The 23,232-nt window shown below is 71.4% G+C and carries 20 protein-coding genes and 1 riboswitch; of the genes, 13 read left to right on the top strand and 7 right to left on the bottom strand.

Features of this window, described 5'->3' with window-relative positions; translation table 11 throughout:
- The first annotated feature begins 31 nt into the window (after nt 1-31).
- The 5 genes from OIE69_RS15475 to OIE69_RS15455 all read left to right on the top strand — a co-directional run bounded on the left by OIE69_RS15475 (nt 32) and on the right by OIE69_RS15455 (nt 5,296).
- On the top strand, nt 32-1,333 hold the full coding sequence (locus OIE69_RS15475; RefSeq protein ID WP_326581172.1) for an HD-GYP domain-containing protein: 1,302 nt from the start codon (nt 32-34) through the stop codon (nt 1,331-1,333).
- Entirely contained in the window at nt 1,330-2,541 is a 1,212-nt protein-coding gene (locus OIE69_RS15470) for an HD-GYP domain-containing protein (RefSeq protein WP_392567512.1), read from the top strand. The genes OIE69_RS15475 and OIE69_RS15470 overlap by 4 nt, the downstream gene beginning before the upstream one ends.
- Nucleotides 2,542-2,773: 232 nt before the next feature.
- Nucleotides 2,774-3,745: a tetratricopeptide repeat protein gene (locus tag OIE69_RS15465; RefSeq protein WP_326572523.1), complete on the top strand. Its 972-nt coding sequence runs from the start codon at nt 2,774-2,776 to the stop codon at nt 3,743-3,745.
- A 73-nt stretch (nt 3,746-3,818) separates the two neighbouring features.
- On the top strand, nt 3,819-4,439 hold the full coding sequence (gene def, locus OIE69_RS15460) for a peptide deformylase (protein ID WP_326572522.1): 621 nt from the start codon (nt 3,819-3,821) through the stop codon (nt 4,437-4,439).
- 38 nt (nt 4,440-4,477) lie between these two features.
- Nucleotides 4,478-5,296: a hypothetical protein gene (locus tag OIE69_RS15455; RefSeq protein ID WP_326572521.1), complete on the top strand. Its 819-nt coding sequence runs from the start codon at nt 4,478-4,480 to the stop codon at nt 5,294-5,296.
- A 49-nt stretch (nt 5,297-5,345) separates the two neighbouring features.
- On the opposite strand, the gene OIE69_RS15450 is transcribed toward OIE69_RS15455, so the two are convergent.
- Together OIE69_RS15450 and OIE69_RS15445 are read right to left on the bottom strand one after the other, a co-directional pair.
- A complete protein-coding gene (locus OIE69_RS15450) occupies nt 5,346-6,356 on the bottom strand; it encodes a ribonucleotide-diphosphate reductase subunit beta (protein ID WP_326572520.1) in 1,011 nt (336 codons plus the stop codon).
- A complete protein-coding gene (locus OIE69_RS15445; protein ID WP_326572519.1) occupies nt 6,356-8,740 on the bottom strand; it encodes a ribonucleoside-diphosphate reductase subunit alpha in 2,385 nt (794 codons plus the stop codon). The genes OIE69_RS15450 and OIE69_RS15445 overlap by 1 nt, the downstream gene beginning before the upstream one ends.
- Before the next feature lie 130 nt (nt 8,741-8,870).
- Nucleotides 8,871-9,030, bottom strand: a riboswitch (cobalamin riboswitch).
- Between the two features lie 247 nt (nt 9,031-9,277).
- Between OIE69_RS15445 and OIE69_RS15440 the strand changes: the two genes are divergently transcribed.
- The gene (locus OIE69_RS15440) at nt 9,278-10,249 is read left to right on the top strand and encodes a GlxA family transcriptional regulator (RefSeq protein ID WP_326572518.1); all 972 of its coding nucleotides are present in this window, start codon (nt 9,278-9,280) and stop codon (nt 10,247-10,249) included.
- Between the two features lie 57 nt (nt 10,250-10,306).
- Here OIE69_RS15440 and mctP read toward each other — a convergent pair whose 3' ends face one another.
- The 3 genes from mctP to OIE69_RS15425 form a co-directional block, all read right to left on the bottom strand.
- The gene (gene mctP / locus OIE69_RS15435; RefSeq protein WP_326572517.1) at nt 10,307-11,938 is read right to left on the bottom strand and encodes a monocarboxylate uptake permease MctP; all 1,632 of its coding nucleotides are present in this window, start codon (nt 11,936-11,938) and stop codon (nt 10,307-10,309) included.
- Nucleotides 11,935-12,192, bottom strand: coding sequence for a DUF3311 domain-containing protein (locus OIE69_RS15430; protein ID WP_326572516.1), 258 nt, complete (start codon nt 12,190-12,192; stop codon nt 11,935-11,937). Before OIE69_RS15430 ends, mctP begins: the two co-directional genes overlap by 4 nt.
- A 133-nt stretch (nt 12,193-12,325) precedes the next feature.
- Entirely contained in the window at nt 12,326-13,105 is a 780-nt protein-coding gene (locus OIE69_RS15425) for a GntR family transcriptional regulator (protein WP_018563314.1), read from the bottom strand.
- A gap of 226 nt (nt 13,106-13,331) precedes the next feature.
- On the opposite strand from OIE69_RS15425, the gene OIE69_RS15420 reads away from it, so the two are divergent.
- The 6 genes from OIE69_RS15420 to OIE69_RS15395 all read left to right on the top strand — a co-directional run bounded on the left by OIE69_RS15420 (nt 13,332) and on the right by OIE69_RS15395 (nt 21,032).
- Nucleotides 13,332-14,609: an extracellular solute-binding protein gene (locus OIE69_RS15420; protein WP_326572515.1), complete on the top strand. Its 1,278-nt coding sequence runs from the start codon at nt 13,332-13,334 to the stop codon at nt 14,607-14,609.
- A gap of 98 nt (nt 14,610-14,707) precedes the next feature.
- Complete coding sequence (locus tag OIE69_RS15415; protein ID WP_089224038.1) at nt 14,708-15,673, top strand: carbohydrate ABC transporter permease; 966 nt, start codon at nt 14,708-14,710, stop codon at nt 15,671-15,673.
- Between the two features lie 5 nt (nt 15,674-15,678).
- Nucleotides 15,679-16,566 carry a carbohydrate ABC transporter permease gene (locus OIE69_RS15410; RefSeq protein WP_026251775.1) on the top strand — a complete coding sequence of 296 codons (888 nt, stop codon included), beginning with the start codon at nt 15,679-15,681 and terminating at the stop codon, nt 16,564-16,566.
- Entirely contained in the window at nt 16,563-18,086 is a 1,524-nt protein-coding gene (locus OIE69_RS15405; RefSeq protein WP_326572514.1) for a glycoside hydrolase family 3 protein, read from the top strand. The genes OIE69_RS15410 and OIE69_RS15405 overlap by 4 nt, the downstream gene beginning before the upstream one ends.
- A gap of 47 nt (nt 18,087-18,133) precedes the next feature.
- Complete coding sequence (locus OIE69_RS15400; RefSeq protein ID WP_326572513.1) at nt 18,134-19,204, top strand: SIS domain-containing protein; 1,071 nt, start codon at nt 18,134-18,136, stop codon at nt 19,202-19,204.
- A 379-nt stretch (nt 19,205-19,583) separates the two neighbouring features.
- Nucleotides 19,584-21,032, top strand: coding sequence for a sensor histidine kinase (locus tag OIE69_RS15395; protein WP_326572512.1), 1,449 nt, complete (start codon nt 19,584-19,586; stop codon nt 21,030-21,032).
- A 136-nt stretch (nt 21,033-21,168) separates the two neighbouring features.
- Here OIE69_RS15395 and OIE69_RS15390 read toward each other — a convergent pair whose 3' ends face one another.
- Both OIE69_RS15390 and OIE69_RS15385 read right to left on the bottom strand, forming a co-directional pair.
- Nucleotides 21,169-21,426, bottom strand: coding sequence for a WhiB family transcriptional regulator (locus OIE69_RS15390; protein WP_018563321.1), 258 nt, complete (start codon nt 21,424-21,426; stop codon nt 21,169-21,171).
- Between the two features lie 317 nt (nt 21,427-21,743).
- Complete coding sequence (locus OIE69_RS15385) at nt 21,744-22,712, bottom strand: diacylglycerol/lipid kinase family protein (protein WP_326572511.1); 969 nt, start codon at nt 22,710-22,712, stop codon at nt 21,744-21,746.
- Between the two features lie 73 nt (nt 22,713-22,785).
- On the opposite strand from OIE69_RS15385, the gene OIE69_RS15380 reads away from it, so the two are divergent.
- Nucleotides 22,786-23,220: a hypothetical protein gene (locus OIE69_RS15380; protein WP_326572510.1), complete on the top strand. Its 435-nt coding sequence runs from the start codon at nt 22,786-22,788 to the stop codon at nt 23,218-23,220.
- The last annotated feature ends 12 nt before the right edge of the window (nt 23,221-23,232 follow it).

The following is a 23,232-nucleotide window of genomic DNA, read 5'->3' as shown; positions in this document are numbered from 1 at the left end:
CGGTGGGGTGCGTGCGAAGCGGACGGTCCGGATGCTCCCCGCGGCGGCGCGGGTCTACATCCCGGTCGTCGTCGTGTCGGCCTGCGGCGCCCTCGTCACGGGCCCCCACGAGGGCACTCCCTGGGCGACCGCCGCCGTGCTGGCGGTGCTCTACGCGGCGGGGGAACGCACGGGGGCATCACTGCCCCCGGTGCTCTTCGCGGCCGCGCTCCTGCTTCCCCCGGGCGCGGCCGCACTCGTCGCCGTGCCCGGCGGACTGCTCGCACCCGTCCGGGGCGAGCCGCGCCCGGTGCGGCGCGTGTGGCACGCCGCGCAGCTGGCCCTGGCGACGGCCGCAGCGGCCCAGGTGCGCACCGCCTTCGGGGACGGTCCCTTCGCGCGGCTGCCGGGGCTGCTGGTGCCCGCGCTCGCGGCCGTCCTCGCCTTCTGCCTGTTCTCCGCCGCCCTCACCGCCGGCGTGCTGATCACCGCCGAGCGCACCGCCCCGTCGGCGGCCTGGCGGGAGGCACTGCTGGAGCCGCTCGCCCCGCACCTGACCTACGGCCTGGTGGGGCTCATGGCCGCCGTGCTCTGGCAGGGCCCGTACGGGGCGGTGGCCGCGGTCCTCGCCCTGCTGCCGACGCACATCGCGCGCTGGGTCGTGGGCCAGGCCCGCCGCGAGCGGGCCGCGCACCGGGCGACGGTCCGGGCGCTGGTGCAGGCCGTGGAGATCAAGGACCGCTACACCCGGGGCCACAGCGAGCGTGTCGGGCGGGCGTCGGCGCTGATCGCCCGCGAGATCGGACTGCCGCCCGAGCGGGTGGAGGCGCTGCGGCTGGCAGGCATCCTGCACGACATCGGCAAGCTCGGGGTGCCCACCCGCGTGCTGCGCAAGGACAGCCCGCTCACCCCCGAGGAGCGGCGGATCATCGAGCTGCACCCCGGCTACGGCCACGAGATGGTGCGCGGCATCGCCTTCCTCGACGACGCCCGGACCGCGATCCTCCACCACCACGAACGCCTCGACGGATCCGGCTACCCGTACGGCCTGGCGGGCGAGGCCATCCCGTCCTCCGCGCGGCTGGTGGCCGTGGCGGACGCCTTCGACGCGATGACCTCCACCCGCGCCTACCAGGCCACCCGAGGCGTCGACGACGCGCTGGGCGAGCTGCGCCGCTGCGCCGGCAGCCACTTCGACCCGCTCATGGTGCAGGCGCTGATCCGCGCCGTCCGCCGCGAGGGCTGGAACCCGGCGGTCACCGCCGACGAGCCCGAACCCTTCGCCCCCGCCCAGGCCCGGCGCCACGCCCGCCGTGACGCCCCTGCGCGCCGTACCCCCGAGCCGCGCCCGTGAGCGCCCCCGGACGCCGCGGCGGCGGGGACCACCGGCGTCACCGCAGGCGCACGCCGTCCGTCGTGTTCGCCGTCCACGGGCTCGCGCTCGCCGTGGGCGGCGCCGCGACGGTCTGGACGGCGGTGCACGGCGTCGCCGATCCCGCGGCGGCCGCCGCCTTCGGGGCGCTGGTCGTCGTCGGCGAGGTCTTCCGGATCCCGGAACCCGAGGGCCGGGAGGCCGCCCCCGTCGCCTTCGCCGGGGCCCTGGCGTATGCGCTGCTCGCGGCCGAGGCGGTGGCGGTCGTGGTGGCGGTCTCGGCCGCGGCGGTGGTCGCCGGGCAGCTGAGGGGAGCGCCCCGCGACGCGGCGGCACGGCGCGTGCTGACGGTGGCGTTCGCCGCCGCCACCGCGCAGCCGCTGTACGGCGGCAGCGGCGGCCATCCGGGGTACGCCGTCCTGCTGCTGGCCAGCACGATCCTCTGCGACGCGGTGCTGGCCGCCGTGCTGGGCACCGCACGCGCCGGGCATCCCTTCGCCTCCGTCCTCCGCGACGAACTGGCCGTCCTGCCGGGCGTCGGCTCGGCCGTGTGCGCCGGCGGGGTCGTGCTGGCGCAGGCCGAGCAGGCGGCCGGACTGTGGGCGCTGCCCGTGTGCGGGGTGCCGCTGCTGCTGACCCAGACGGCCTTCCGGCGGCACGCGGCGATCCGGGCCACCCACCGGGAGACCATCGCCTCGCTGGCCCGGGCCACCGAGGTCGCCGGCTACACCCCGGTGGGGCACGCCCGCCGGGTCAGCGCGCTCAGCCACGCCATGGGCCGCGAACTCGGCCTGGGCGGAAAGGCGCTGGCGGCCCTGGAGCACGCCGCCCTGATGCACGACATCGGCCAGCTCTCCCTCGTCGACCCCGTGGCCGGTGGTGCCACCTCGTCCCTCGATCAGGTGGAACGCCGGCGCATCGCCCTGCTCGGGGCGGAGGTCGTACGCCGGACGGGTGCCCCCGAGGAAGTCGCGCGGATCGTGGAGGGACAGGCCGATCCGTACCGGGACCAGCCGCTCGCGGGACGCATCGTGCGTACGGCCAACGCCTACGAGGACCTGGCCGGGAGCGGTACGGCCGTGGGCCGGGGGCTGCAGGCGCTGGAGCGGTTACGCCTCGATACCGCGCACGAATACGACCCTCGCGTGGTTGAGGCGCTGACCAGGGTCGTTGCCCGTGCCGGGCAGTGAACCCACCGGTAATGAGCGGGCGCACCAAGGGGCATGGTTGGATGCCCGCAGAGGCGCAGAGCACTCAAGAGGCGCACCATGGCGCCGATGCTGCCAAACCGACAAGCCCGGCCGTGTGTGACAGGCCCCGCCGATGGCAAGGAGGACTGATGAGCACCGCTGAGCACGGGACGTGGGGGAACGGACGGGGCACCGTGGGGCACCAGCGAAAGCGAACGGCAGGCGGGACACCTTGAGGATCTTCGGCAGGGCACGGCACCGGCCCTCCGCCACGTGGCGGCAGGCGACCGACCGGGCGTTCACGTTGATCGGCGACGGGCGGTACGAGGACGCCGGCGCGCTGCTCATCCGTGCCGCCGACCTCGAGCCCTGGCGTTCCGAGTCCTGGTACAACCTCGCGCTGCTGCACAAGTTCCGGCACGACTGGGAGCAGGCCCGCACCACGGGCCTGCGGGCCGTCGCCCTGCTGGACCGCGCGCCCGGCGCCCCCGACTGGTGGAACGTGGGCATCGCCGCCACCGCCCTGCAGGACTGGCCGCTCGCCCGCCGCGCCTGGCAGGCGTACGGGCTGCGCCCCGATGCCGCCGGGACCGGCGCCGTCGAGATGGAGCTGGGCAGCTCCGCGGTGCGGCTCTCCCCGGAGGGCGAGGCCGAGGTGGTCTGGGGCCGCCGCATCGACCCGGCCCGCATCGAGGTGCTGAGCATCCCGCTGCCGTCCTCCGGCCGCCGCTGGGGCGAGGTCGTGCTCCACGACGGCGTCCCGCACGGCGAGCGGCGCACCGCCGACGGCGCCACGTACCCCGTCTTCGACGAGATCGAGCTGTGGGCGCCCTCGCCCGTGCCGACCTGGCTCGTCCTGCTGGAGGCGGCGACCGAGTCGGACCGCGACGCCCTGGAGCAGCTCGCCGCCGACGCGGGCTACGCCGCCGAGGACTGGTCGTCCTCCGTCCGGCTGCTGTGCCGCACCTGCTCCGAGAGCCGGATGCCGACCGACGACGGCTCCGACGGCTCACGCGACCCGCACGACCAGGGTGAACCCGGCCACCCGGGCCACCTCAGCCACCGCACCCCCGGCGCCCTGTGGGCCCCCGAGCGGGAGTGCGGCATCGCCGCCCCCGTGGGGCTGGTGCGGGGCCTGCTGGACAGCTGGGTCGCCGACAGCCCGGACACCCGGGACTGGCGTGATCTCGAAGAGGTCTGCTGACACCTCCGCGGGCACGTACCCTTGATGGGCTATTGAGCTTTGGAGAAGGCCCCAGGAAGGCGTACGACGGACCATGTCGCAGCAGGAGACCGAGCAGACCGTATTCACCGACGACGTGACGGACGCGGAGGAGCGCGAGGCCGCCCACCGCGAGCGCGGCACGGCCCGCCCGATCACGGTCGTCGGCAACCCGGTGCTGCACCACCCGTGCAAGACGGTCACGTCCTTCGACGACGAGCTGGCCGCGCTGATCGACGACATGTTCGCCAGCCAGCGCGCCGCCGAGGGCGTGGGCCTCGCCGCCAACCAGATCGGCGTGCCCCTGCGGGTCTTCGTGTACGACTGCCCGGACGACGACGGCGTCCGCCACGTCGGGCACGTGGTCAACCCCGTCGTCGACGACCTCCCCGCCGAGCGCCGCGTCCTGGACGACGGCAACGAGGGCTGCCTGTCCGTGCCGGGCGCGTACGCCGAACTGCCGCGCCCCGACTACGCGGTCTGCCGGGGCCAGGACATGCACGGCAACGACGTCGTCGTCGAGGGCACGGGCTTCTTCGCGCGCTGCCTGCAGCACGAGACCGACCACCTCAACGGCTACCTCTACATCGACCGGCTCTCCAAGCGCGACCGCAAGGACGCGCTGAAGCAGATGGCGGAGTCCACCCCGAAGTACGAGACCGTCCCGAACGACTGATCGTCGCCGTCGCTACCCTGTTCGTCCCCGGCGTGATCATGCCGGGGACGAACAGGGGAGGGGCATTGCGCAACAGAGCGTTGACGGCTGCCGCGGCAGGCGCGGCAGCCCTCGTGGTCCTCACCGCACCGGTCGCACACGCGGAGGGCCGGGGCGACATCCGGATCACCAAGACCGTGGTGGACCACGGCACCAACGTGATCGTCGGGACGAAGAAGACCGTCGAGTTCCCGGTCGCCATGACGATCAGGGACAACTCGGGGATCAAGAAGGTCTCGCACGTGAGCGCCTTCAACACGAAGAACGGGTTCGGACCCGTCGACTGGACCGGCACCCGCTGCGAGAAGAAGAGCGCCACCACGTCGGTGTGTACGGCCACGATGACGATCCACCCGGAGTGGATCCGGCCGTACGGCGAAGGCGGGATCGAGGGCTGGAACGCCAACCAGGTCGCGGGCGTCTGGCAGGTCAACGCCACGGTGAACGCGAACGACCGTGACTACTGGATCAGCGACAACATCGCCCGGTTCAAGGTGAAGCGCGCCTCGGTCCTCACCACCGACGCGGGCCCGGAGCCGGTCGCCAAGGGCGGCAAGCTCACCGTCAAGGGCAAGCTCACGCGGGCGAGCTGGCAGAGCCTGAAGTACTGGGGCTACGCGGGGCAGCCCGTGAAGCTGCAGTTCAAGAAGGCGGGCTCCACGAAGTGGAGCACCGTCAGGACGGCGACCACGAGCAGCAACGGCTCGCTGAGCACCAAGGTGACCGCCACCGCGGCGGGCAGCTGGCGCTGGTTCTTCCCGGGCACGACCACGACGGCCCAGGTGACCTCGGCCGCCGACGCGGTCGCCCTGAAGTGACCGCGGGCGGGGTCCGGCCGATCAGGCCGGGCCCCGCCCGTGCGGCTGATCAGAAGTCGTCGTCGAAGGAGACCGTGCCCTCGACCGCCACCTGGTACGCGGAGGCGCGGCGCTCGAAGAAGTTGGTCAGCTCCTGGACGTTCTGCAGCTCCATGAACGAGAACGGGTTCTCCGAGCCGTAGCGGGCCGGCAGGCCGAGGCGGACCAGGCGCTGGTCGGCGACGCACTGCAGGTACTCGCGCATGGAGTCGGTGTTCATGCCGGGCAGGCCGTCGCCGCACAGGTCGCGGGCGAACTGGAGCTCCGCCTCGACGGCCTCCTCCAGCATCGCGGTGACCTGCTTGACCATCTCCTCGTCGAAGAGGTCGGGCTCCTCCGCGCGGACGGTGTCGACGACGTGGAACGCGAAGTCCATGTGCATCGACTCGTCGCGGAACACCCAGTTGGTGCCGGTGGCGAGCCCGTGCAGCAGGCCGCGCGAGCGGAACCAGTAGACGTAGGCGAAGGCGCCGTAGAAGAACAGGCCCTCGATGCAGGCCGCGAAGCAGATCAGGTTGAGGAGGAAGCGGCGGCGGTCCTCCCTGGTCTCCAGGCGGTCGATGGACTCCACCGAGTCCATCCAGCGGAAGCAGAACTGCGCCTTCTCACGGATGGAGGGGATGTTCTCCACGGCCGCGAACGCGGCGGTGCGCTCCTCGGGATCGGGCAGGTAGGTGTCGAGCAGCGTCAGGTAGAACTGGACGTGCACGGCCTCCTCGAAGAGCTGCCGCGACAGGTACAGCCGCGCCTCGGGGGAGTTGATGTGCTTGTACAGGGTCAGCACGAGGTTGTTGGCCACGATCGAGTCGCCGGTGGCGAAGAAGGCCACCAGCCGGCCGATCATGTGCTGCTCGCCGGGGGAGAGCTTGGCGAGGTCGGCGACGTCGGAGTGGAGGTCGACCTCCTCCACGGTCCAGGTGTTCTTGATGGCGTCGCGGTAGCGCTCGTAGAAGTCCGGGTAGCGCATCGGACGCAGGGTCAGTTCGAAGCCCGGGTCGAGCAGGTTCTTGGTGGAGCTCATTACTGGCAGGCCTCGCAGGACTCGGGGTTCTCAAGGGAGCAGGCGATCGCGTCGGCGTCGGGCGTCGTCTGCTGGAGCGGGATGGGGGCGGCCGCGCGGGCGGACTGCGCGATGCGCGTGGCCGGACGGGAGCGCAGGTAGTACGTCGTCTTCAGGCCCTGCTTCCAGGCGTACGCGTACATCGAGCTGAGCTTGCCGATGGTGGGCGAGGCCATGAAGAGGTTGAGCGACTGGCTCTGGTCGAGGTACGGGGTGCGGGCCGCCGCCATGTCGATCAGGGCGCGCTGCGGGAGCTCCCAGGCCGTGCGGTACAGCTCGCGGACCTCCGCGGGGATCCAGTTGAAGCCCTCGACGGAGCCGTTGGACTCGCGCAGCGCGTCACGGGTCTGCGCGTCCCAGACGCCGAGCTTCTTCAGGTCGGCCACGAGGTAGGAGTTGACCTGCAGGAACTCACCGCTGAGCGTCTCGCGCTTGAAGAGGTTGGAGACCTGCGGCTCGATGCACTCGTACACACCGGCGATCGAGGCGATCGTCGCGGTCGGGGCGATGGCCAGCAGCAGCGAGTTGCGCATGCCCGTGGCGGCGACGCGGGCGCGCAGCGCCTCCCAGCGCTCGGGCCAGTTCTCCTCGGTGTCGTAGTGGTCCGGGTGCAGCACGCCGCGGGCGGCGCGGGTCTGCGACCAGGCGGGGTGCGGGCCGTGGCGCTCGGCCAGGTCGCAGGAGGCCTCGTACGCGGCGAGCATGATGCGCTCGGCGATCTTTGTGGACAGCGCCTTGGCCTCGGCGGAGTCGAAGGGCAGCCGCAGCTTGAAGAAGACGTCCTGCAGGCCCATCGCGCCCAGACCCACCGGGCGCCAGCGCTCGTTGGAGGAGGCCGCCTCGCGGGTCGGGTAGAAGTTGATGTCCACCACGCGGTCGAGGAAGGTCACGGCGGTGCGGACGGTGGCGTCCAGCCGCTCCCAGTCGATGACTTCCTCCCCGGCGCCGCCGTCCCTGCCCACGAAGGAGCCCAGGTTGATCGAGCCGAGGTTGCAGACCGCGGTCTCACCGTCGTCCGTGACCTCCAAAATCTCCGTGCAGAGGTTGGAGGAGTGGATCACGCGGCCGGGCTCGGCGGTCTGGTTGGCGGTGCGGTTGGAGGCGTCCTTGAAGGTCATCCAGCCGTTGCCGGTCTGCGCCAGGGTGCGCATCATGCGGCCGTACAGCTCGCGCGCCGGGAGGGTCCTGCGGGCGAGGCCCGCGGCCTCGGCCTTGCGGTAGGCGGCGTCGAACTCCTCGCCCCACAGGTCGACCAGCTCGGGAACGTCGGCGGGGGAGAACAGCGACCAGGTGCCGTCGGTGTCGACGCGGCGCATGAACTCGTCCGGGATCCAGTGCGCCAGGTTGAGGTTGTGGGTGCGGCGCGCCTCCTCGCCGGTGTTGTCGCGCAGTTCCAGGAACTCCTCGAGGTCCGCGTGCCAGGTCTCCAGGTAGACGCAGGCCGCGCCCTTGCGCCGGCCGCCCTGGTTCACGGCGGCGACGGAGGCGTCGAGGGTGCGCAGGAACGGGACGATGCCGTTGGAGTGGCCGTTGGTGCCGCGGATCAGCGAGCCGCGCGAGCGGATGCGGGAGTAGGACAGGCCGATGCCGCCGGCGTGCTTCGACAGCCGGGCCACCTGGTGGTAGCGGTCGTAGATGGAGTCCAGCTCGTCCAGCGGGGAGTCCAGCAGATAGCAGGAGGACATCTGCGGGTGCCGGGTGCCGGAGTTGAAGAGGGTGGGGGAGCTGGGCAGGTAGTCCAGCCGGCTCATCAGGCCGTAAAGCGCCGCGACCTCGTCCACCGAGCGGCTGGTGCCGTCCTCGGCCAGGCCGGAGGCGACGCGCAGCATGAAGTGCTGCGGGGTCTCGATGACCTGGCGGGTGATCGGGTGGCGCAGCAGGTAGCGGCTGTGCAGGGTGCGCAGGCCGAAGTAGCCGAAGCGGTCGTCGGCGCCGTCGGCGAGCGCTGCGTCGACCAGCGCGTCCAGCCGCGCGGCGTGCTCGGCGACGAAGGCGGCGGTGCCGTCGGCGATCAGGCCCTCGCGGTGGCCGACCGCGATGGACGCGGAGAACGAGACCGCGCCCTCGCCCGCGGCCTCGTCGGCGATGGCCAGGGTGAGCAGACGGGCGGCGAGCCGCGAGTACTGCGGGTCCTCCGCGATCAGCCCGGCGGCGGCCTCGGTGGCCAGCGCCCGCAGTTCCGCCTCGTCCGCCGTGGCGCTGCGGCCGCGCAGCGCGGCGGCGGCGACCCGGCCGGGGTCGGTGTCGGTGAGGTCTGCGGTCAGTTCCGTCAGGACGCGCAGCAGGTCGGCTCCGGTTGAGGCGGGGTCCGATGCGGTGGCGGGTGCGGCGGGCGCGATGGTCACGTGTGCTCTCTCCCTCGTACGGCGGCGACGCGGAGGAGCGGCGGGGCGCACGTGGGGCAGGCCAGGGCATGCCGCGGCGCGTCCGCCGGCCCAACCCGCGAGGCCCGGACACTTCACCGTCCGGACGGCGCGCCGGACGGTGCCGTCGGCAGGTACTCGGACTCGCGGGCACGCCTTCAGGCGCCCGCACACCGTTGCGGGGCAGTCCCGGATTCTCACCGGCTTCCCCTGCGGCGACAGCGGAGTTGAGCATACATCTAGTGGCGCCCGCTGGTGACACCACCAGATGTTGTGTCGACGCGGTTACAGAGCGACGGGTTCACCGGTGCCAGTCGTGGCCGTCGCGGGAGTCGTGGACGCGCCCGGTCAGCGCGGCGAGCGCCAGGGCGAGGAAGAAGACCAGTGCGGTGACGGTGGCGAGGAAGGTTTCCATGCCTTCGACTGTGCTCCTCGCGGGGCCCCGCCGGGAGTGGCAGGACTGACGTGCTACCGCGAAATCCTGCCACGCCCCGACGGCCGGTCTGCCATCCTGGAGGCATGCTGCAGAACGTGGCCGTGGTCCTGCTCGACGGAGTCCATCCCTTCGAACTCGGAGTCGTCTGCGAGGTGTTCGGAATCGACCGGTCGGACGACGGTCTGCCGGCCTACGACTTCGCCGTGGCCTCCGCGCAGAGCCCGACGTTGACGACGCCCGCCGGGTTCACCATCGGCACCCGGCACGGACTGGAACGGCTGGAGGAGGCCGACCTGGTCGCGGTGCCGGCCGGCGACTCCTATGTGGACCGGGAGTACCCGCCGGAGCTGCTGGACGCGCTGAACCGTGCCGTCGGACGCGGGGCGCGGGTGCTCAGCGTCTGCTCGGGGGTTTTCGCGCTGGCCGCCGCCGGCCTGCTGGACGGCCGCCGCTGCGCCGTCCACTGGAAGCACGCGGAGGAACTGGCGCGGCGCTACCCCCGGGTGCGGGTCGAGCCCGACGTGCTCTACGTGGACGAGGACCCGGTGATCACCTCGGCCGGCACCGCCGCCGGGATCGACGCCTGCCTGCACCTGGTGCGCAAGGAGCAGGGCAGCGACGTGGCCAACGCCATCGCCCGGCGCATGGTGGTGCCGCCGCACCGGGAGGGGGGCCAGGCCCAGTACGTCGACCGCCCGCTGCCGCGTACCCACTGCGACACCGTGGGCGAGGTCCTGGCGTGGATGGAACGGCACCTGGACCGCGAGGTCACCGTCGACGAGCTGGCCGCCCGGGCGCACATGTCGCCGCGCACCTTCGCGCGCCGCTTCCAGCAGGAGACCGGTACGACGCCCTACCGCTGGCTGCTGGGTCAGCGGGTGCTGCTGGCCCGGGAGTTGCTGGAGGGCACCGACGAGACGGTGGACGCCGTGGCCGCGCGCGCCGGGTTCGGCAACGCGGCGACCCTGCGCCACCACTTCGCCCGCTGGGTGGGCACCACCCCCCAGGCGTACCGCCGCACCTTCCGCTGCCCGGAGCCGGCCCGTAGCGCATGACGACGGGCCGCCGCCCCGTCCCAGGGCGGCGGCCCGTGATCGTGGCCGGTGCGGCGGTCAGTGACCGGCGCCCACCGGCAGGTCCTTCTGCACGCCCGGGTCGCCGGCGTCGGCCGTGAAGTCGGCCTTGCTGGTCTCGTCCACGCCCTCGGGGGCCTTGAGGGCCCGCAGGACGAAGGTGAGGACGACGGTGACCACGACGTTGAGCACGAAGGCCGTCAGGCCGATGTAGCCGATCTGGCCGATGACCGGGATGGTGTCGGAGGAGCCGCCGAAGTGCTTCTGGGCCGGGCTGGCCACGCCGTACGCCACCCAGGTGCCGTAGGCCATGCCGACCGCCCAGCCCGCCAGCAGCGCCCATCGGTGGAACCAGCGGGTGAACAGGCCGCCGACCAGGGCCGGGAAGGTCTGCAGGATCCAGATGCCGCCCAGCAGCTGGAAGTTGATCGCGACCGTCTTGTCCATGGTGAGGACGAAGACCAGGGCGCCGACCTTGACCAGCAGCGAGACCACCTTGGAGACCTGGGTCTCCTGCGCGGGGGTGGCGTCCGGTTTGAGGAAGTCCTTGTAGATGTTGCGGGTGAAGAGGTTGGCCGCGGCGATCGACATGATCGCCGCCGGCACCAGCGCGCCGATGCCGATCGCGGCGAAGGCCACGCCCGCGAACCAGGACGGGAACATGTTCTCGAACAGCTGCGGGATCGCCAGCTGGCCGTTGTAGCCCTTGACCCCGGCGCCGACACCGCTGGCCAGCGCCATGAAGCCGAGCATGGCCAGCAGACCGAGCATCAGCGAGTACAGCGGCAGCACGGTGGTGTTGCGGCGGATGACGTCACGGCTGCGGCTGGAGAGCACGGCCGTGATGGAGTGCGGGTACATGAACAGCGCCAGCGCCGAGCCCAGCGCCAGCGTGCCGTAGGCCCACTGGGCGGTGTCGCCCGGGGCCAGGGATCCGCGGGGCTTGCCCGTGGCCGGGTTGACCTGGGCGTAGGCGTCGCCGGCCTTGGCGAAGATGTCGTCGAAGCCGCCCAGCTTGATCGGGATGTAGATGATCGCCACCGCGATGACGATGTAGATCAGCGTGTCCTTGACGAACGCGATCAGCGCCGGCGCGCGCAGGCCGGAGGAGTAGGTGTAGGCGGCCAGCACACCGAAGGCGATCAGCAGCGGCAGGTCCTTGATGAACCAGTTGGCCGACTCGCCGCCGCCCACGCCCATCACGTCCAGGACGGCCTGGATGCCCACCAGTTGCAGCGCGATGTACGGCATCGTGGCGAGGATGCCGGTGACCGCCACCGCCAGCGACAGGCCCTTGGAGCCGAAGCGCCCGCGCACGAAGTCGGAGGTGGTGACGTAGCCGTGCTTGTGCGACACCGACCACAGCCGCGGCAGGAAGGTGAAGATCAGGGGGTAGACCAGGATCGTGTACGGCACGGCGAAGAAGCCGGACGCGCCCGCCGCGTAGACCGCCGCCGGCACCGCCACGAAGGTGTAGGCCGTGTAGAGGTCGCCACCCAGCAGGAACCAGGTGATCCAGCTGCCGAAGCTGCGGCCGCCCAGGCCCCACTCGTCGAGGTGCAGGGCGTTCTCGGCCCTGCGCCAGCGCGCGGCCAGGAAGCCCAGGACCGTGACGACCAGGAAGAAGAAGATGAAGACGGCGAGTGCGACGCCGTTGACCCCGTCCTTCACTTCGCCGCCTCCTTCCGTGCCCGCTCCTCACGACGGACCATGACGTACGCGGCGTACGTCAGTCCGGAGGACAGGAACACCCACAGCATCTGGTACCAGTAGAAGAAGGGGATGCCGATGAACTCCGGGGTCAGCTTCGCGTACGAGCCGACCCAGAGCATGGCGACGAAGGGGATGACGAGGCAGACACCGGCGATCACGCGTGTGGGGGTGACCACCGGTGGCCGCCCGGAGGTTCCGGATGGTTCGGACATTGCTACGGCTCCGTCCTGATCTCTTACTCCTGTGTAATGCGCAGGCAATCTAGAGTCAGGACGGTCGGCACGTCACTACCTGCCCGCATTGCGGTATGGAAACGATCTACAAGGCCGGGGAACCGTACCGGGGTTACGGACGTTGCAGGCGCGCCACGAACTTGTAGCGGTCGCCGCGGTAGACCGAGCGCACCCACTCCACCGGCTCGCCGCCCGTGTCGATCGAGTGCCGGGACAGCAGCAGCATCGGCAGCCCCACGTCCGTGCCCAGCAGGCCCGCCTCGCGCGGGGTGGCGAGCGAGGTCTCGATGGTCTCCTCCGCCTCGGCGAGCCGGACGTCGTAGACCTCGGCGAGCGCGGTGTAGAGCGAGGTGTACTTCGCCAGGCTGCGGCGCAGCGCGGGGAAGCGCTTGGCCGACAGGTGGGTGGTCTCGATCGCCATCGGCTCGCCGTTCGCCAGGCGCAGGCGCTCGATGCGCAGGACGCGGCCGCCGGCCTTCATGTCCAGGAGTTCGGCCAGCCGGTCGTCGGCGGTGATGTAGCCGATGTCGAGCAGCTGTGAGGTCGGCTCCAGGCCCTGGGCGCGCATGTCCTCGGTGTACGAGGTCAGTTGCAGCGCCTGGGAGACCTTGGGCTTGGCGACGAAGGTGCCCTTGCCCTGGATGCGCTCCAGCCGGCCCTCGACCACCAGTTCCTGCAGAGCCTGCCGCACGGTGGTGCGCGAGGTGTCGAACTCGGCGGCCAGGGTGCGCTCGGGCGGCACCGGCGAGCCGGGGGGCATCGTCTGGGTCAGTTCGAGCAGATGGCGCTTCAGGCCGTAGTACTTGGGCACCCGCGCGGTCCGCCCGGCCGCGGCACCGGCCGCCTCCGCGGTCTCCGTCACCGCAGTGCCGGCCTCGCCGTCGGTCTCCATCGCCTCTGCTCCCGAGTGCTGTCGTGCTGCCGTCACCGGCTCCTCCGTCATTCGCGGCTCACATGGTGGCACGGCCAGGGCTCATGTCGCGTTACGAGCCCAGATGTCGGTCCGGTAACGGACGCGTCCGGTGCTCTTATACACCCTTGACACCCCTAAAGGTCTAGGCCAAGCTTCGGGTCACTGGTCTACACCACTTGGTACTCACTGCCCTGGGGAGGGTGTTGTGAAGCGCAAGCTGATCGCGGCGATCGGTGTCGCCGTCATGGTCGCCGGCGTTGCGGCCTGCGGTTCGGACGACAAGGGCTCCGGCAAGGCCGCTGCGCCGAAGGAGATCACCGTCTGGCTGACGGTCGACGCACAGAAGAACTGGCCCGAGTTGGTCAAGCAGGCTGACGACGCGTTCGCGGCCAAGCACAAGGGCGTCAAGATCCGCCACGAGTACTACGAGTGGACCGCCAAGAACCAGAAGCTCGACGCCGTCCTCGCCACCAAGAAGGTGCCGGACGTCGTCGAGATGGGCAACACCGAGACCCTCGGCTATCTGGTCAAGGGCGCGTTCGCCCCGGTCGACAAGAGCAAGTTCGAGAACTCCGGCGACTGGCTGGACGCCCTCGAGGGCTCCGTGACGTACAACGGCAAGACCTACGGCGTGCCTTACTACGCCGGTGCGCGGGTCGGCACCTGGCGCAAGGACGTCGCCAAGGCGGCCGGCGTCACCAAGGCCCCCACCACCTGGGCCGAGCTGACCGACGCGCTCGACAAGATCCAGAAGAAGAACGGCGACAAGTTCTCCGCCTGGTACCAGCCCAGCCGCGACTGGTACACCGCGCTGGCCTTCGTCAAGGACGCCGGCGGCGACGTCGCCAAGGAGGACGGCGGCAAGTGGACCGCCACCCTCTCCGACCCCAAGTCCATCGAGGGCCTGAAGACCTGGAAGTCCGTCCTGGACGCGTACTTCCACGGCGACAAGAACAAGGACGAGTCGGACCGTTACATCGTCTACGGCCAGGGCAAGTCCGCGCTCATCTACGGCGCCAGCTGGGAGGGCGGCGCCGCGGCCGACCCGAAGACCGACAAGACCGGCAAGCTGAAGGACAACCTGGAGACCTTCGCGCTGCCCGGCCCCAACGGCGATCTGCTGCCGAACTTCATCGGCGGCTCCGACCTGGTCATCCCGGCCAAGTCCGCCGCGCAGGACCTCGCCGCCGACTGGATCAACGGCTTCACCGACAGCGCCGCCCAGAAGGTCCTCATCTCCAAGGGCAACCTGCCCAACGCCAAGTCGCTGCTCGCCCCGCTCAAGGACGACCCGGCGACGGCCGCCTCGGCCCGGGCCAACGAGAACACCTGGTTCGTCCCGACCGCCCCGGGCTGGCTGCAGGTCGAGAAGAAGCAGATCCTGCAGAACATGCTGAACGACATCGCGGTCGGCAAGGCCTCCATCGAGGACGCGACCAAGGCCGCGGACGAGCAGATCAACGCGGTGATCAACGCCGGCTGACCGGCACGCGGGCAACACAGTGATCGACGCCGGCCGACCGCCCCAGGGCGGTCGGCCCCGGCGCGACGCCAGGGACTGGAGTACCCGAGGAGCACATGATGAGTGCCGTTGACACACCGCTGGACAAGGTGCCGCGCCCGCGGCCGGCGGGACCGGGCCGGAAGCCGCGCCGCTTCGGCGGAGCCGCGCTCCCGTGGACGCTGCTCGCGCCGACCATCGGCGTCCTGCTGCTGGTCCTCGGCTATCCGCTGGTCCGGCTGGTCACCCTGTCCTTCAAGCAGTACGGCCAGGCCGAGCTCTGGCAGGGGCTGCCCGGCGACTGGCAGGGCGTCGCCAACTACACCCACGTCCTGGGGGACCCGGTCTTCTGGGGCGTCGTCCTGCGCACGCTGCTCTTCACCCTCGCGGCGGTGCTGCTGACGCTCGTCGCCGGCATGGGGGTGGCGCTGCTGATGCAGCGGGTCTCGACCTGGGTCAAGGCGCTGATCAACATCGTGCTGGTGGCGAGCTGGGCGATGCCCGTGGTCGTGGCCATCACCATCTTCAAGTGGATGTTCGACAGCGACTACGGCGTCCTCAACTGGCTGCTCAGCCGGTTGCCGGGAGCCGACTTCAGCGGCCACAACTGGTTCACCGACACCAAGCAGGGCTTCCTCGTCATCACCCTCATGGTGGTGTGGGGCGCGATCCCGTTCGTCGCCATCACCCTGCACGCCGGCCTCACCCAGGTGCCCAAGGAGCTGGAGGAGGCCGCCCGTATGGACGGCGCCGGGCCGGTCAAGGTCTTCCGGCACGTCACCCTGCCGGTGCTCAAGCCGATCATCGTCATGCTGACGACGCTGTCGGTCATCTGGGACATGGGCGTCTTCCCGCAGGTCTTCCTCATGCGCGACGGCCACCCCGAGCCCGCGTACCAGGTGCTCACCACCTACTCCTACGACCAGGCCTTCGTCGCCAACGACTACGACGCGGGCGCGGCCATCGCCGTCGTCACCGTGCTGCTCCTCCTCGGGGTGATGGCCGTCTACATGCGCCAGATGCTGAAGATCGGAGAGGTGGAGTGACGACCATGCTCGACACGGCTCCCGCCGAGAGGACGCCGGCGGCCGCTCCCGCCGCGCGTGCCCTCCGGCGGCCCCGGCGCAAGGGGCGGACGGTCTACAACCTGCTCGGCCTGCTGGTCGTGGTGGTCTCCGGCTTCCCGGTCTACTGGATGCTCAACACGGCGTTCAAGCCCGCCAAGGACGCCATCGACCCCGACCCCAAGTTCTTCCCGACCAGCCTGTCCTTCCAGAACTTCTCCGACGCCCTGGACGTCGGGGACTTCTGGGGCTCGGTCGGCCGCAGCCTCATCGTCTCCGGCGCCACCGTCGGCCTCGGCCTGGTGATCGGCCTGCTGGCGGCGCTGGCCATCTCCCGCTTCGTCTTCCGCGGCCGCAAAGCCGTGATCGTCGCCATTCTCGCCGTGCAGATGGTGCCGCTGGTGGCGATGATCATCCCGGTCTTCCTGCTGCTCAACCAGATCGACCAGATCGACAAGCTCACCGGGCTCATCGTCACCTATCTGACCTTCGTGCTCCCCTTCACGGTGTGGACGCTGCGCGGCTTCATCGTCAACATCCCCAAGGAGCTGGAGGAGTCGGCGATGGTCGACGGCTGCACCCGCATGGGCGCGTTCTTCCGGATCATCCTGCCGCTGCTCGCCCCGGGCCTCGTCGCCACCTCGATCTACGCGCTGATCCAGGCCTGGAACGAGTACCTGTACGCGATGCTCATCATGAGCCAGGAGAACCAGACGGCCACGGTGTGGCTCGGCAACTTCGTCACCTCGCGGGGCACGGACTACGCGCCGATGATGGCGGGTTCGACCATGATGGGCGTGCCCGTGGTGGTCTTCTTCCTGATCGTGCAGCGCAGGGTCGCCGCCGGACTGACCGCCGGCGCGGTGAAGGGATGACCGAGACCTTGAGCCAGATCCACGACGGCGCCGCGGACACCGAGGCCCTCGTCCGCGACGCCCTCACCGTCCTGCAGCCGGGCTTCCACGGCACCACCGCCCCCGAGTGGCTGCTGCGCAGGCTCGCCGAGGGACTGGGCTCCGTCGCCCTGTTCGCCCGCAACATCGAGTCGCCCGGGCAACTGGCCGCGCTCACCGCGCAACTGCGCGCCGTACGACCCGACGTCCTGGTCGCCGCCGACGAGGAGGGCGGCGACGTGACCCGGCTGGAGGCCCGCAGCGGCTCCTCCTTCCCCGGCAACCTCGCCCTCGGCGCCGTCGACGACACCGCCCTGACCCGCGACGTCGCCGCCGAACTCGGCCGCCGGCTGGCCGAGTGCGGGGTCAACCTCAACTGGGCGCCCTCCGCGGACGTCAACTCCGACCCCCGCAACCCGGTCATCGGCGTGCGCTCGTTCGGCTCCGATCCGCTGCTGGTCGCCCGGCACACCGCGGCGTACGTCGAGGGCCTGCAGTCCGCCGGGGTCGCCGCCTGCACCAAGCACTTCCCGGGCCACGGCGACACCTCCGTCGACTCCCACCACGCCCTGCCCCGGGTGGACGTCGACCCGGACACCCTGCACACCCGCGAACTCGCCCCGTTCCGGGCCGCCCTGGCCGCCGGCAGCAAGGCCGTGATGAGCGCGCACATCCTCGTGCCCGCCCTCGACCCCGACCGCCCCGCCACCCTCAGCCCCGCCGCGCTGACCGGACTGCTCCGCGACGAACTGGGCTACGACGGCCTGATCGTCACCGACGGCATCGAGATGCGCGCCATCGCCGACGTGTACGGCATCGAGCGCGGCACCGTCCTGGCGCTCGCCGCCGGCGCCGACGCCATCTGCGTGGGCGGCGGCCTCGCCGAGGAGGAGACGGTGGTCGCCCTGCGCGACGCCATCGTCGCCGCCGTACGCGACGGCGACCTGCCCCGGGCGCGGCTCGCCGACGCCGCCGGACGGGTGCGGGGCCTGGCCGCCTGGGCCGCCGAGCACTCCGCGGCGCGGGCGACCGCGGCACCGGACCCCGGGATCGGCCTGGTCGCGGCCCGCCGCGCGCTGCGCGTGACCCGCACCGAGGGGTACCTGCCGGTGACCGAGGCGCCCTATGTCGCCGCCTTCACCCCGGTCGCCAACATCGCCGTCGGCGACGAGACCCCGTGGGGTGTCGCCGCCGAGCTCGACCGGATCCTGCCGGGCACGGTGACCGGAAGCTTTCGCGAAGGTGACACCCTGACCGCACATGTGCTGAGGCCGGCGGGGCCTCGTAGGATCGTCGCAGTGGTCCGTGACGTGCACCGCCACCCCTGGATGGCCGAGGCGCTGGGCTCGCTGCTCGCCGCCCGTCCGGACACGGTGGTGGTGGAGATGGGCGTTCCGCAGGCGGCACCGTCCGGTGCGCTGCACATCGCGACCCACGGCGCCGCCCGCGTGTGCGGGCGGGCGGCCGCGGAGGCCATCGCGGGCAAGGAGGCCGGCGACTGAGGTCCGCCGCGGCTCATCTGTTCCGGACCCACCTGGAGGCCCAGAGAATGTCCGCCCCGACGCCGACCGGGCAGCAGCCGATGCCGGGCCGGATCATGTCCGGCGAGATGGCCGAGCAGCCCGCCGTGCTGCGCCGCATCCTCGAGGAGGGCGCCCCGCGCATCCGGCGGATCGCCGAGGAGATCGCCGCGCGCCGACCGCGCTTCGTCCTGCTCACCGCGCGCGGCACCTCCGACAACGCCGCCCTGTACGCGAAGTACCTGGTGGAGGTGGTGCTCGGCAAGCCCGCGGGGCTGACCTCCATGTCCACCACCACCGCGTACGGCGCCCGTCCGGATCTGACGGACTGCCTGGTCGTCACGGTCAGCCAGTCCGGCGGTTCACCGGACCTGGTGGCCTCCACCCGGGCCGCGCGCGAGGCCGGTGCGATCACCCTGGCGGTCACCAACAACGCCGACTCGCCGCTGGCGGAGGTCTCCGAGTTCCACATCGACGTCCTGGCCGGCCCGGAGAAGGCGCTGCCGGCGACCAAGACGTACACGGCCGAGCTGCTCGCGCTCTACCTGTTCGTCGAGGGGCTGCGGGGCGGCGACGGCAGCGCCGCGAAGATCCTGCCGGAGCTCGCGGAGCGGATCCTCGCCCGCCAGGACGAGGTCAGGGCGCTCGCCGCGCGCTATCGCTTCGCCGAGCGCCTGGTGCTCACCTCGCGCGGCTACGGCTACCCGACCGCGAAGGAGGCCGCGCTGAAACTGATGGAGACCAGCTACATCCCGGCCCTGTCCTTCTCCGGCGCCGACCTGCTGCACGGCCCGCTGGCCATGGTCGACAACGTCTCCCCGGTCATCGCGATCGTCACCGAGGGCAAGGGCGGCGAGGCGCTCCAGCCGGTGCTGGACCGGCTCCGCGGCCGTGGGGCCGATCTGGTGGTCATCGGCAATCAGGCGTCGGTCGACGCCGCCTCGGCCGGCTTCGTCCTCCCCACCGAGGGTGTCGCGGAGGAGGTGCAGCCGATCCTGGAGATCCTTCCGCTGCAGATGCTGGCCTACGAGGTGACCATCGCCCGCGGCCAGGATCCGGACGCGCCGCGCGCGCTGGCGAAGGTGACCGAGACCCGCTGAGCGGAAAGGGGCCCGAGCCGCAGGCCGAGCCGGAGGGCCCCGAGAACACTTCGGGCCGCGGCGCCGGGACGGGACCCTCAACCCACCCAGCACCGCAGCCCGGAGCTGCCGTCGGCCCGTGGCGCGCGGGATGTGCGGTACCCGCGGCCCGTGAGAGCCGACCATGAGGCCTGGCGCAGTCAGGGCAGAGAGCGCCCCGGCCTCGATCCATCCTTCTGTGCGGGAAGGATGGAAGTTCGGTTGTACGTCAATTCTGGACTAGACCACTAACGCCTGTCCATAAGGTGACGCAGTCAGATCATAGGTCGTCGAAGGCCTTTGTGGGGACTGGATGCGGGCGCCTGCCATGAGCGCGGGTACGCTCATTTGCGTGCCCTCCATGAACGATCTCGTACGCCAGCACACGGACCTCGACGATTCCGATCTCGAGTGGCTCCACCTGCTGGTATCGGAGTGGCAACTGCTCTCCGACCTCTCCTTCGCGGACCTCGTGCTGTGGGTCCCGACCAGTGACGGTACCCGCTACGTCTCGGTCGCCCAGATGCGGCCGAACACCGGCCCGACGTCGTACCAGGACGACATGGTCGGCCACCTGGTGCCGCGCGGCCGGCGCCCGATGCTGGACGCGGCACTCGACGAGGGCCGGATCGTCCGGGAGGGTGACCCGGAGTGGCGCGAGGAGGTCCCGGTCCGGGTCGAGTCCATCCCGGTGCGCCGTGCCGGCCGGGTCCTCGGGGTCATCGCCCGCAACACCAACCTGCTCACCGTGCGGACCCCCAGCCGTCTGGAGCTCACCTACCTGCAGAGCGCCTCCGACCTGGCGCAGATGATCGCGGCGGGCAGTTTCCCGTTCCCCTCCGAGCAGGTCGACATGGACGCCTCGCCGCGCGTCGGCGACGGCCTGATCCGGCTCGACGCCGAGGGCGTCGTCCAGTACGCCAGCCCCAACGCGCTCTCCGCCTACCACCGGCTCGGCCTGGCGGCCGACCTCGTCGGCCACCACCTGGGCTCGGTCTCCGCCGAACTGGCGCCCTCACGGACCAAGAGCCACGAGGCGCTGGTGACCGTCGTCGGCGGCAGGGCCCCGCGGGAGACCGAGATCGAGGGCAACGGCGGCGTCATCCAGCTGAGGGCGATCCCGCTGAGCCCCAAGGGCACGCACAACGGCTCCCTGGTGCTGCTGCGGGACGTGACCGAGCTGCGCCGCCGGGAGCGCGAGCTGATGACCAAGGACGCCACCATCCGGGAGATCCACCACCGGGTGAAGAACAACCTGCAGACGGTCGCGGCGCTGCTGCGGCTGCAGGCCCGGCGCATGGACTCCGACAAGGGCCGGGAGGCGCTGGAGGAGGCGGTGCGCCGGGTCGGCTCGATCGCGATCGTGCACGAGACGCTGTCGCAGAACCTCGACGAGTGCGTGGAGTTCGACGAGATCGCCGACCGCGTGCTGGCGATGGTCGCCGAGATCTCGCCGGGCAGGGTCACCGCGCGCCGCCGCGGGCGGTTCGGGATCCTGACGGCCGAGGTCGCCACCCCGCTGTCGATGGTCCTCACCGAGCTGCTGCAGAACGCCCTGGAGCACGGCTTCGGGCCGGGCGAGCAGGGCACCGTCGAGGTGGCCGCCGAGCGGCGCGGGCCGAAGCTGGGGATCGCGGTACGGGACGACGGGCGCGGCCTGCCCGCCGAGTTCGACCCGCAGCGGGCCGGCAACCTGGGGCTGCAGATCGTACGGACCCTGGTGGTGGGGGAGTTGGGCGGAACCTTCGACATGGTCCCGGCCGAGGAGCGCGGCACGAAGGTCGTCCTGGAACTGCCGCTGGAGGGCTGACGCCCACCGGCGGGGACCGGCCGGTCCGGGGAACGCCGAAGCCCCGGCTGCTCGGGGAGCGGCCGGGGCTCTTCGCGTCGCGATGCTGCGCGGTTCGGAGGTGCTGCGCGCTGCGGCTCGGGGGTAAGCGGGTGCGTCAGGCGCTGGCGTTGCGGGCGCGGTTGCGGGCGGCGCGGCGCTTCATCGCGCGACGCTCGTCCTCGCTGAGGCCACCCCACACGCCGGCGTCCTGGCCGGTCTCAAGCGCCCACTGCAGGCACTGCTCCATCACGGGGCAGCGGCGGCAGACGGCCTTGGCTTCCTCGATCTGCAGCAGCGCAGGACCGGTGTTGCCGATAGGGAAGAAGAGCTCGGGGTCTTCCTCGCGGCAAACGGCGTTGTGACGCCAGTCCATGGCTGCTCCATCTCCTTGTGTTGCATGTAAGTTGCTTGTGAATGTGAACGCTTTCACGAATCCCCAGACACGACACGGGACATCGCCCAGTCTCCTGGTGCGGTCCCGCGGGGGTGTGGTGAGGATTCCGGCTACCGAGGACGCCCCATGAGCGGCTGTCCCGATCGCCAGGAAGAGCCTCGCAAACCTGGGCTGCGGATACAACCCCTTCCGAAAAGTTTTTTTGGAATCCTCGGTGTCGGCTCCGTCACAGCCGTACTTCCATGGGGTGCAGGGCAGCCTAAACGTTCGAGTGAAAGGACTTTATGTCCTTCTGCTTACACAATCACACGCAGTGCACGGCGTACGCCTGTGAAGGTTGCGCTCATTCGCAGTCCCAGGTGGTCTCCGTCCACCTGGAACGGCAGTGGCGCCTGCGAATGCAAGGTGAAGTCCGTCAGATCGTGCAGGGAGGTCGCGTGCTTGCCCTCGGGCCCGCGCTCCGGCGTCGAACGCAGCAGCTGGGTGGCGTAGCGGGCCACCGCCGCGGTGGACAGCCGGGACAGTCCGAGCACGTCGAGGGCGGTGTCGAAGGAGGCCCGGGGGGAGGCGTAGATCGGCCGGTTGCTCAGGTAGGTCCACGGCGCGGTGTTGCAGACGAGGGTCAGGACGAGATCGGTCACCGGGTCCTCGCCGGGCCGCTCCAGGGTGATCGTGCCCGTGCGCCGGTTCGGCTCGGTGAGGAATTGCCGCATCACCTGGCGTATGTAGAGCGCGTGCGTCGAACGCTTTCCGTGCTCGCGCTGCTGTTCCACCCGTCCGACGACACCCGCGTCGAAGCCCAGCCCGGCGCAGAAGGTGAACCAGCGCGCCGGCACCCCCTCGTCCTCCGTGCCCGGGGTGCCGCTCACGAGGCCCAGGCCGACCGTGCGGGAGCTGCGCTCGCGCAGCGCGTCCAGCAGCGCGCCGGTGGCCTCCACGGCGTCGTTGGGCAGCCCCAGGGCGCGCGCGAAGACGTTCGTGGACCCGCCGGGCACCACCGCGAGCTTCGGCAGCCCCTCCGGGTCGGGGCCGTTGTGCAGCAGGCCGTTGACCACCTCGTTGACCGTGCCGTCCCCGCCGAGGGCGACGACCAGCTCGATCTCCCCGCCCTCCGCGGCCTGACGCGCGAGGTCACGGGCGTGACCGCGGTACTCGGTCGCGGCGACCTCCAGCTTCAGGTCGCTGGCGAGCGCGTGCGCGAGGACGTCACGCGTCCGGGCGCTGGTGGTGGTGGCGGCTGGATTGACCACGAGAAGGGCGCGCATCCCGCCAGCGTACCTACCGGACGGTACCGGGCCGCACCCATGGTGGCCCGGAGGCGGCGGCTACCCTGCTGGGGTGAGTGGCAACGAGAAGCCCGGCAACGAGAAGCCCGCGCCGAACCGTACGCGCCGCCTCGCGGCGGCGGCCGCGGTCGCGGGACTGGAAGGCGCCGCCCTGGCGGCCTGGGGGATCGCGATGCTGGCCGTGGGGCTCCTCGGCCACCCCGACAGCCCGCGCCAGGCGGAGGCCGGGGGCGTGACCGTCCTCGCCCTGGCGGCCATGCCGCTGGCGGCCGCCTACGGTCTGTGGCACGCGCGCCGCTGGAGCCGCGGCCCCGCGCTGATCATCCAGCTCGTCGCGCTCCCCGTCGCCTGGACCATGGTGCAGGCGGGCGGCGTCATGATCGCCGCGGGTGGCGTCCTGGGTGTGGCCGCCGTCGCCGAGCTGGTGCTCCTCGTCCACCCCGCGGCCACCGACGCCCTCGGGATCGGGCGCACCGCCGAGCAGTGAACCGCGGCGCCC

This window comes from Actinacidiphila glaucinigra (genome assembly GCF_035918135.1).
Lineage (GTDB): Bacteria > Actinomycetota > Actinomycetes > Streptomycetales > Streptomycetaceae > Actinacidiphila > Actinacidiphila glaucinigra.
Note: the sequence above shows the minus strand (reverse complement) of the source record. Positions and strands in the feature narration are given on the sequence as shown.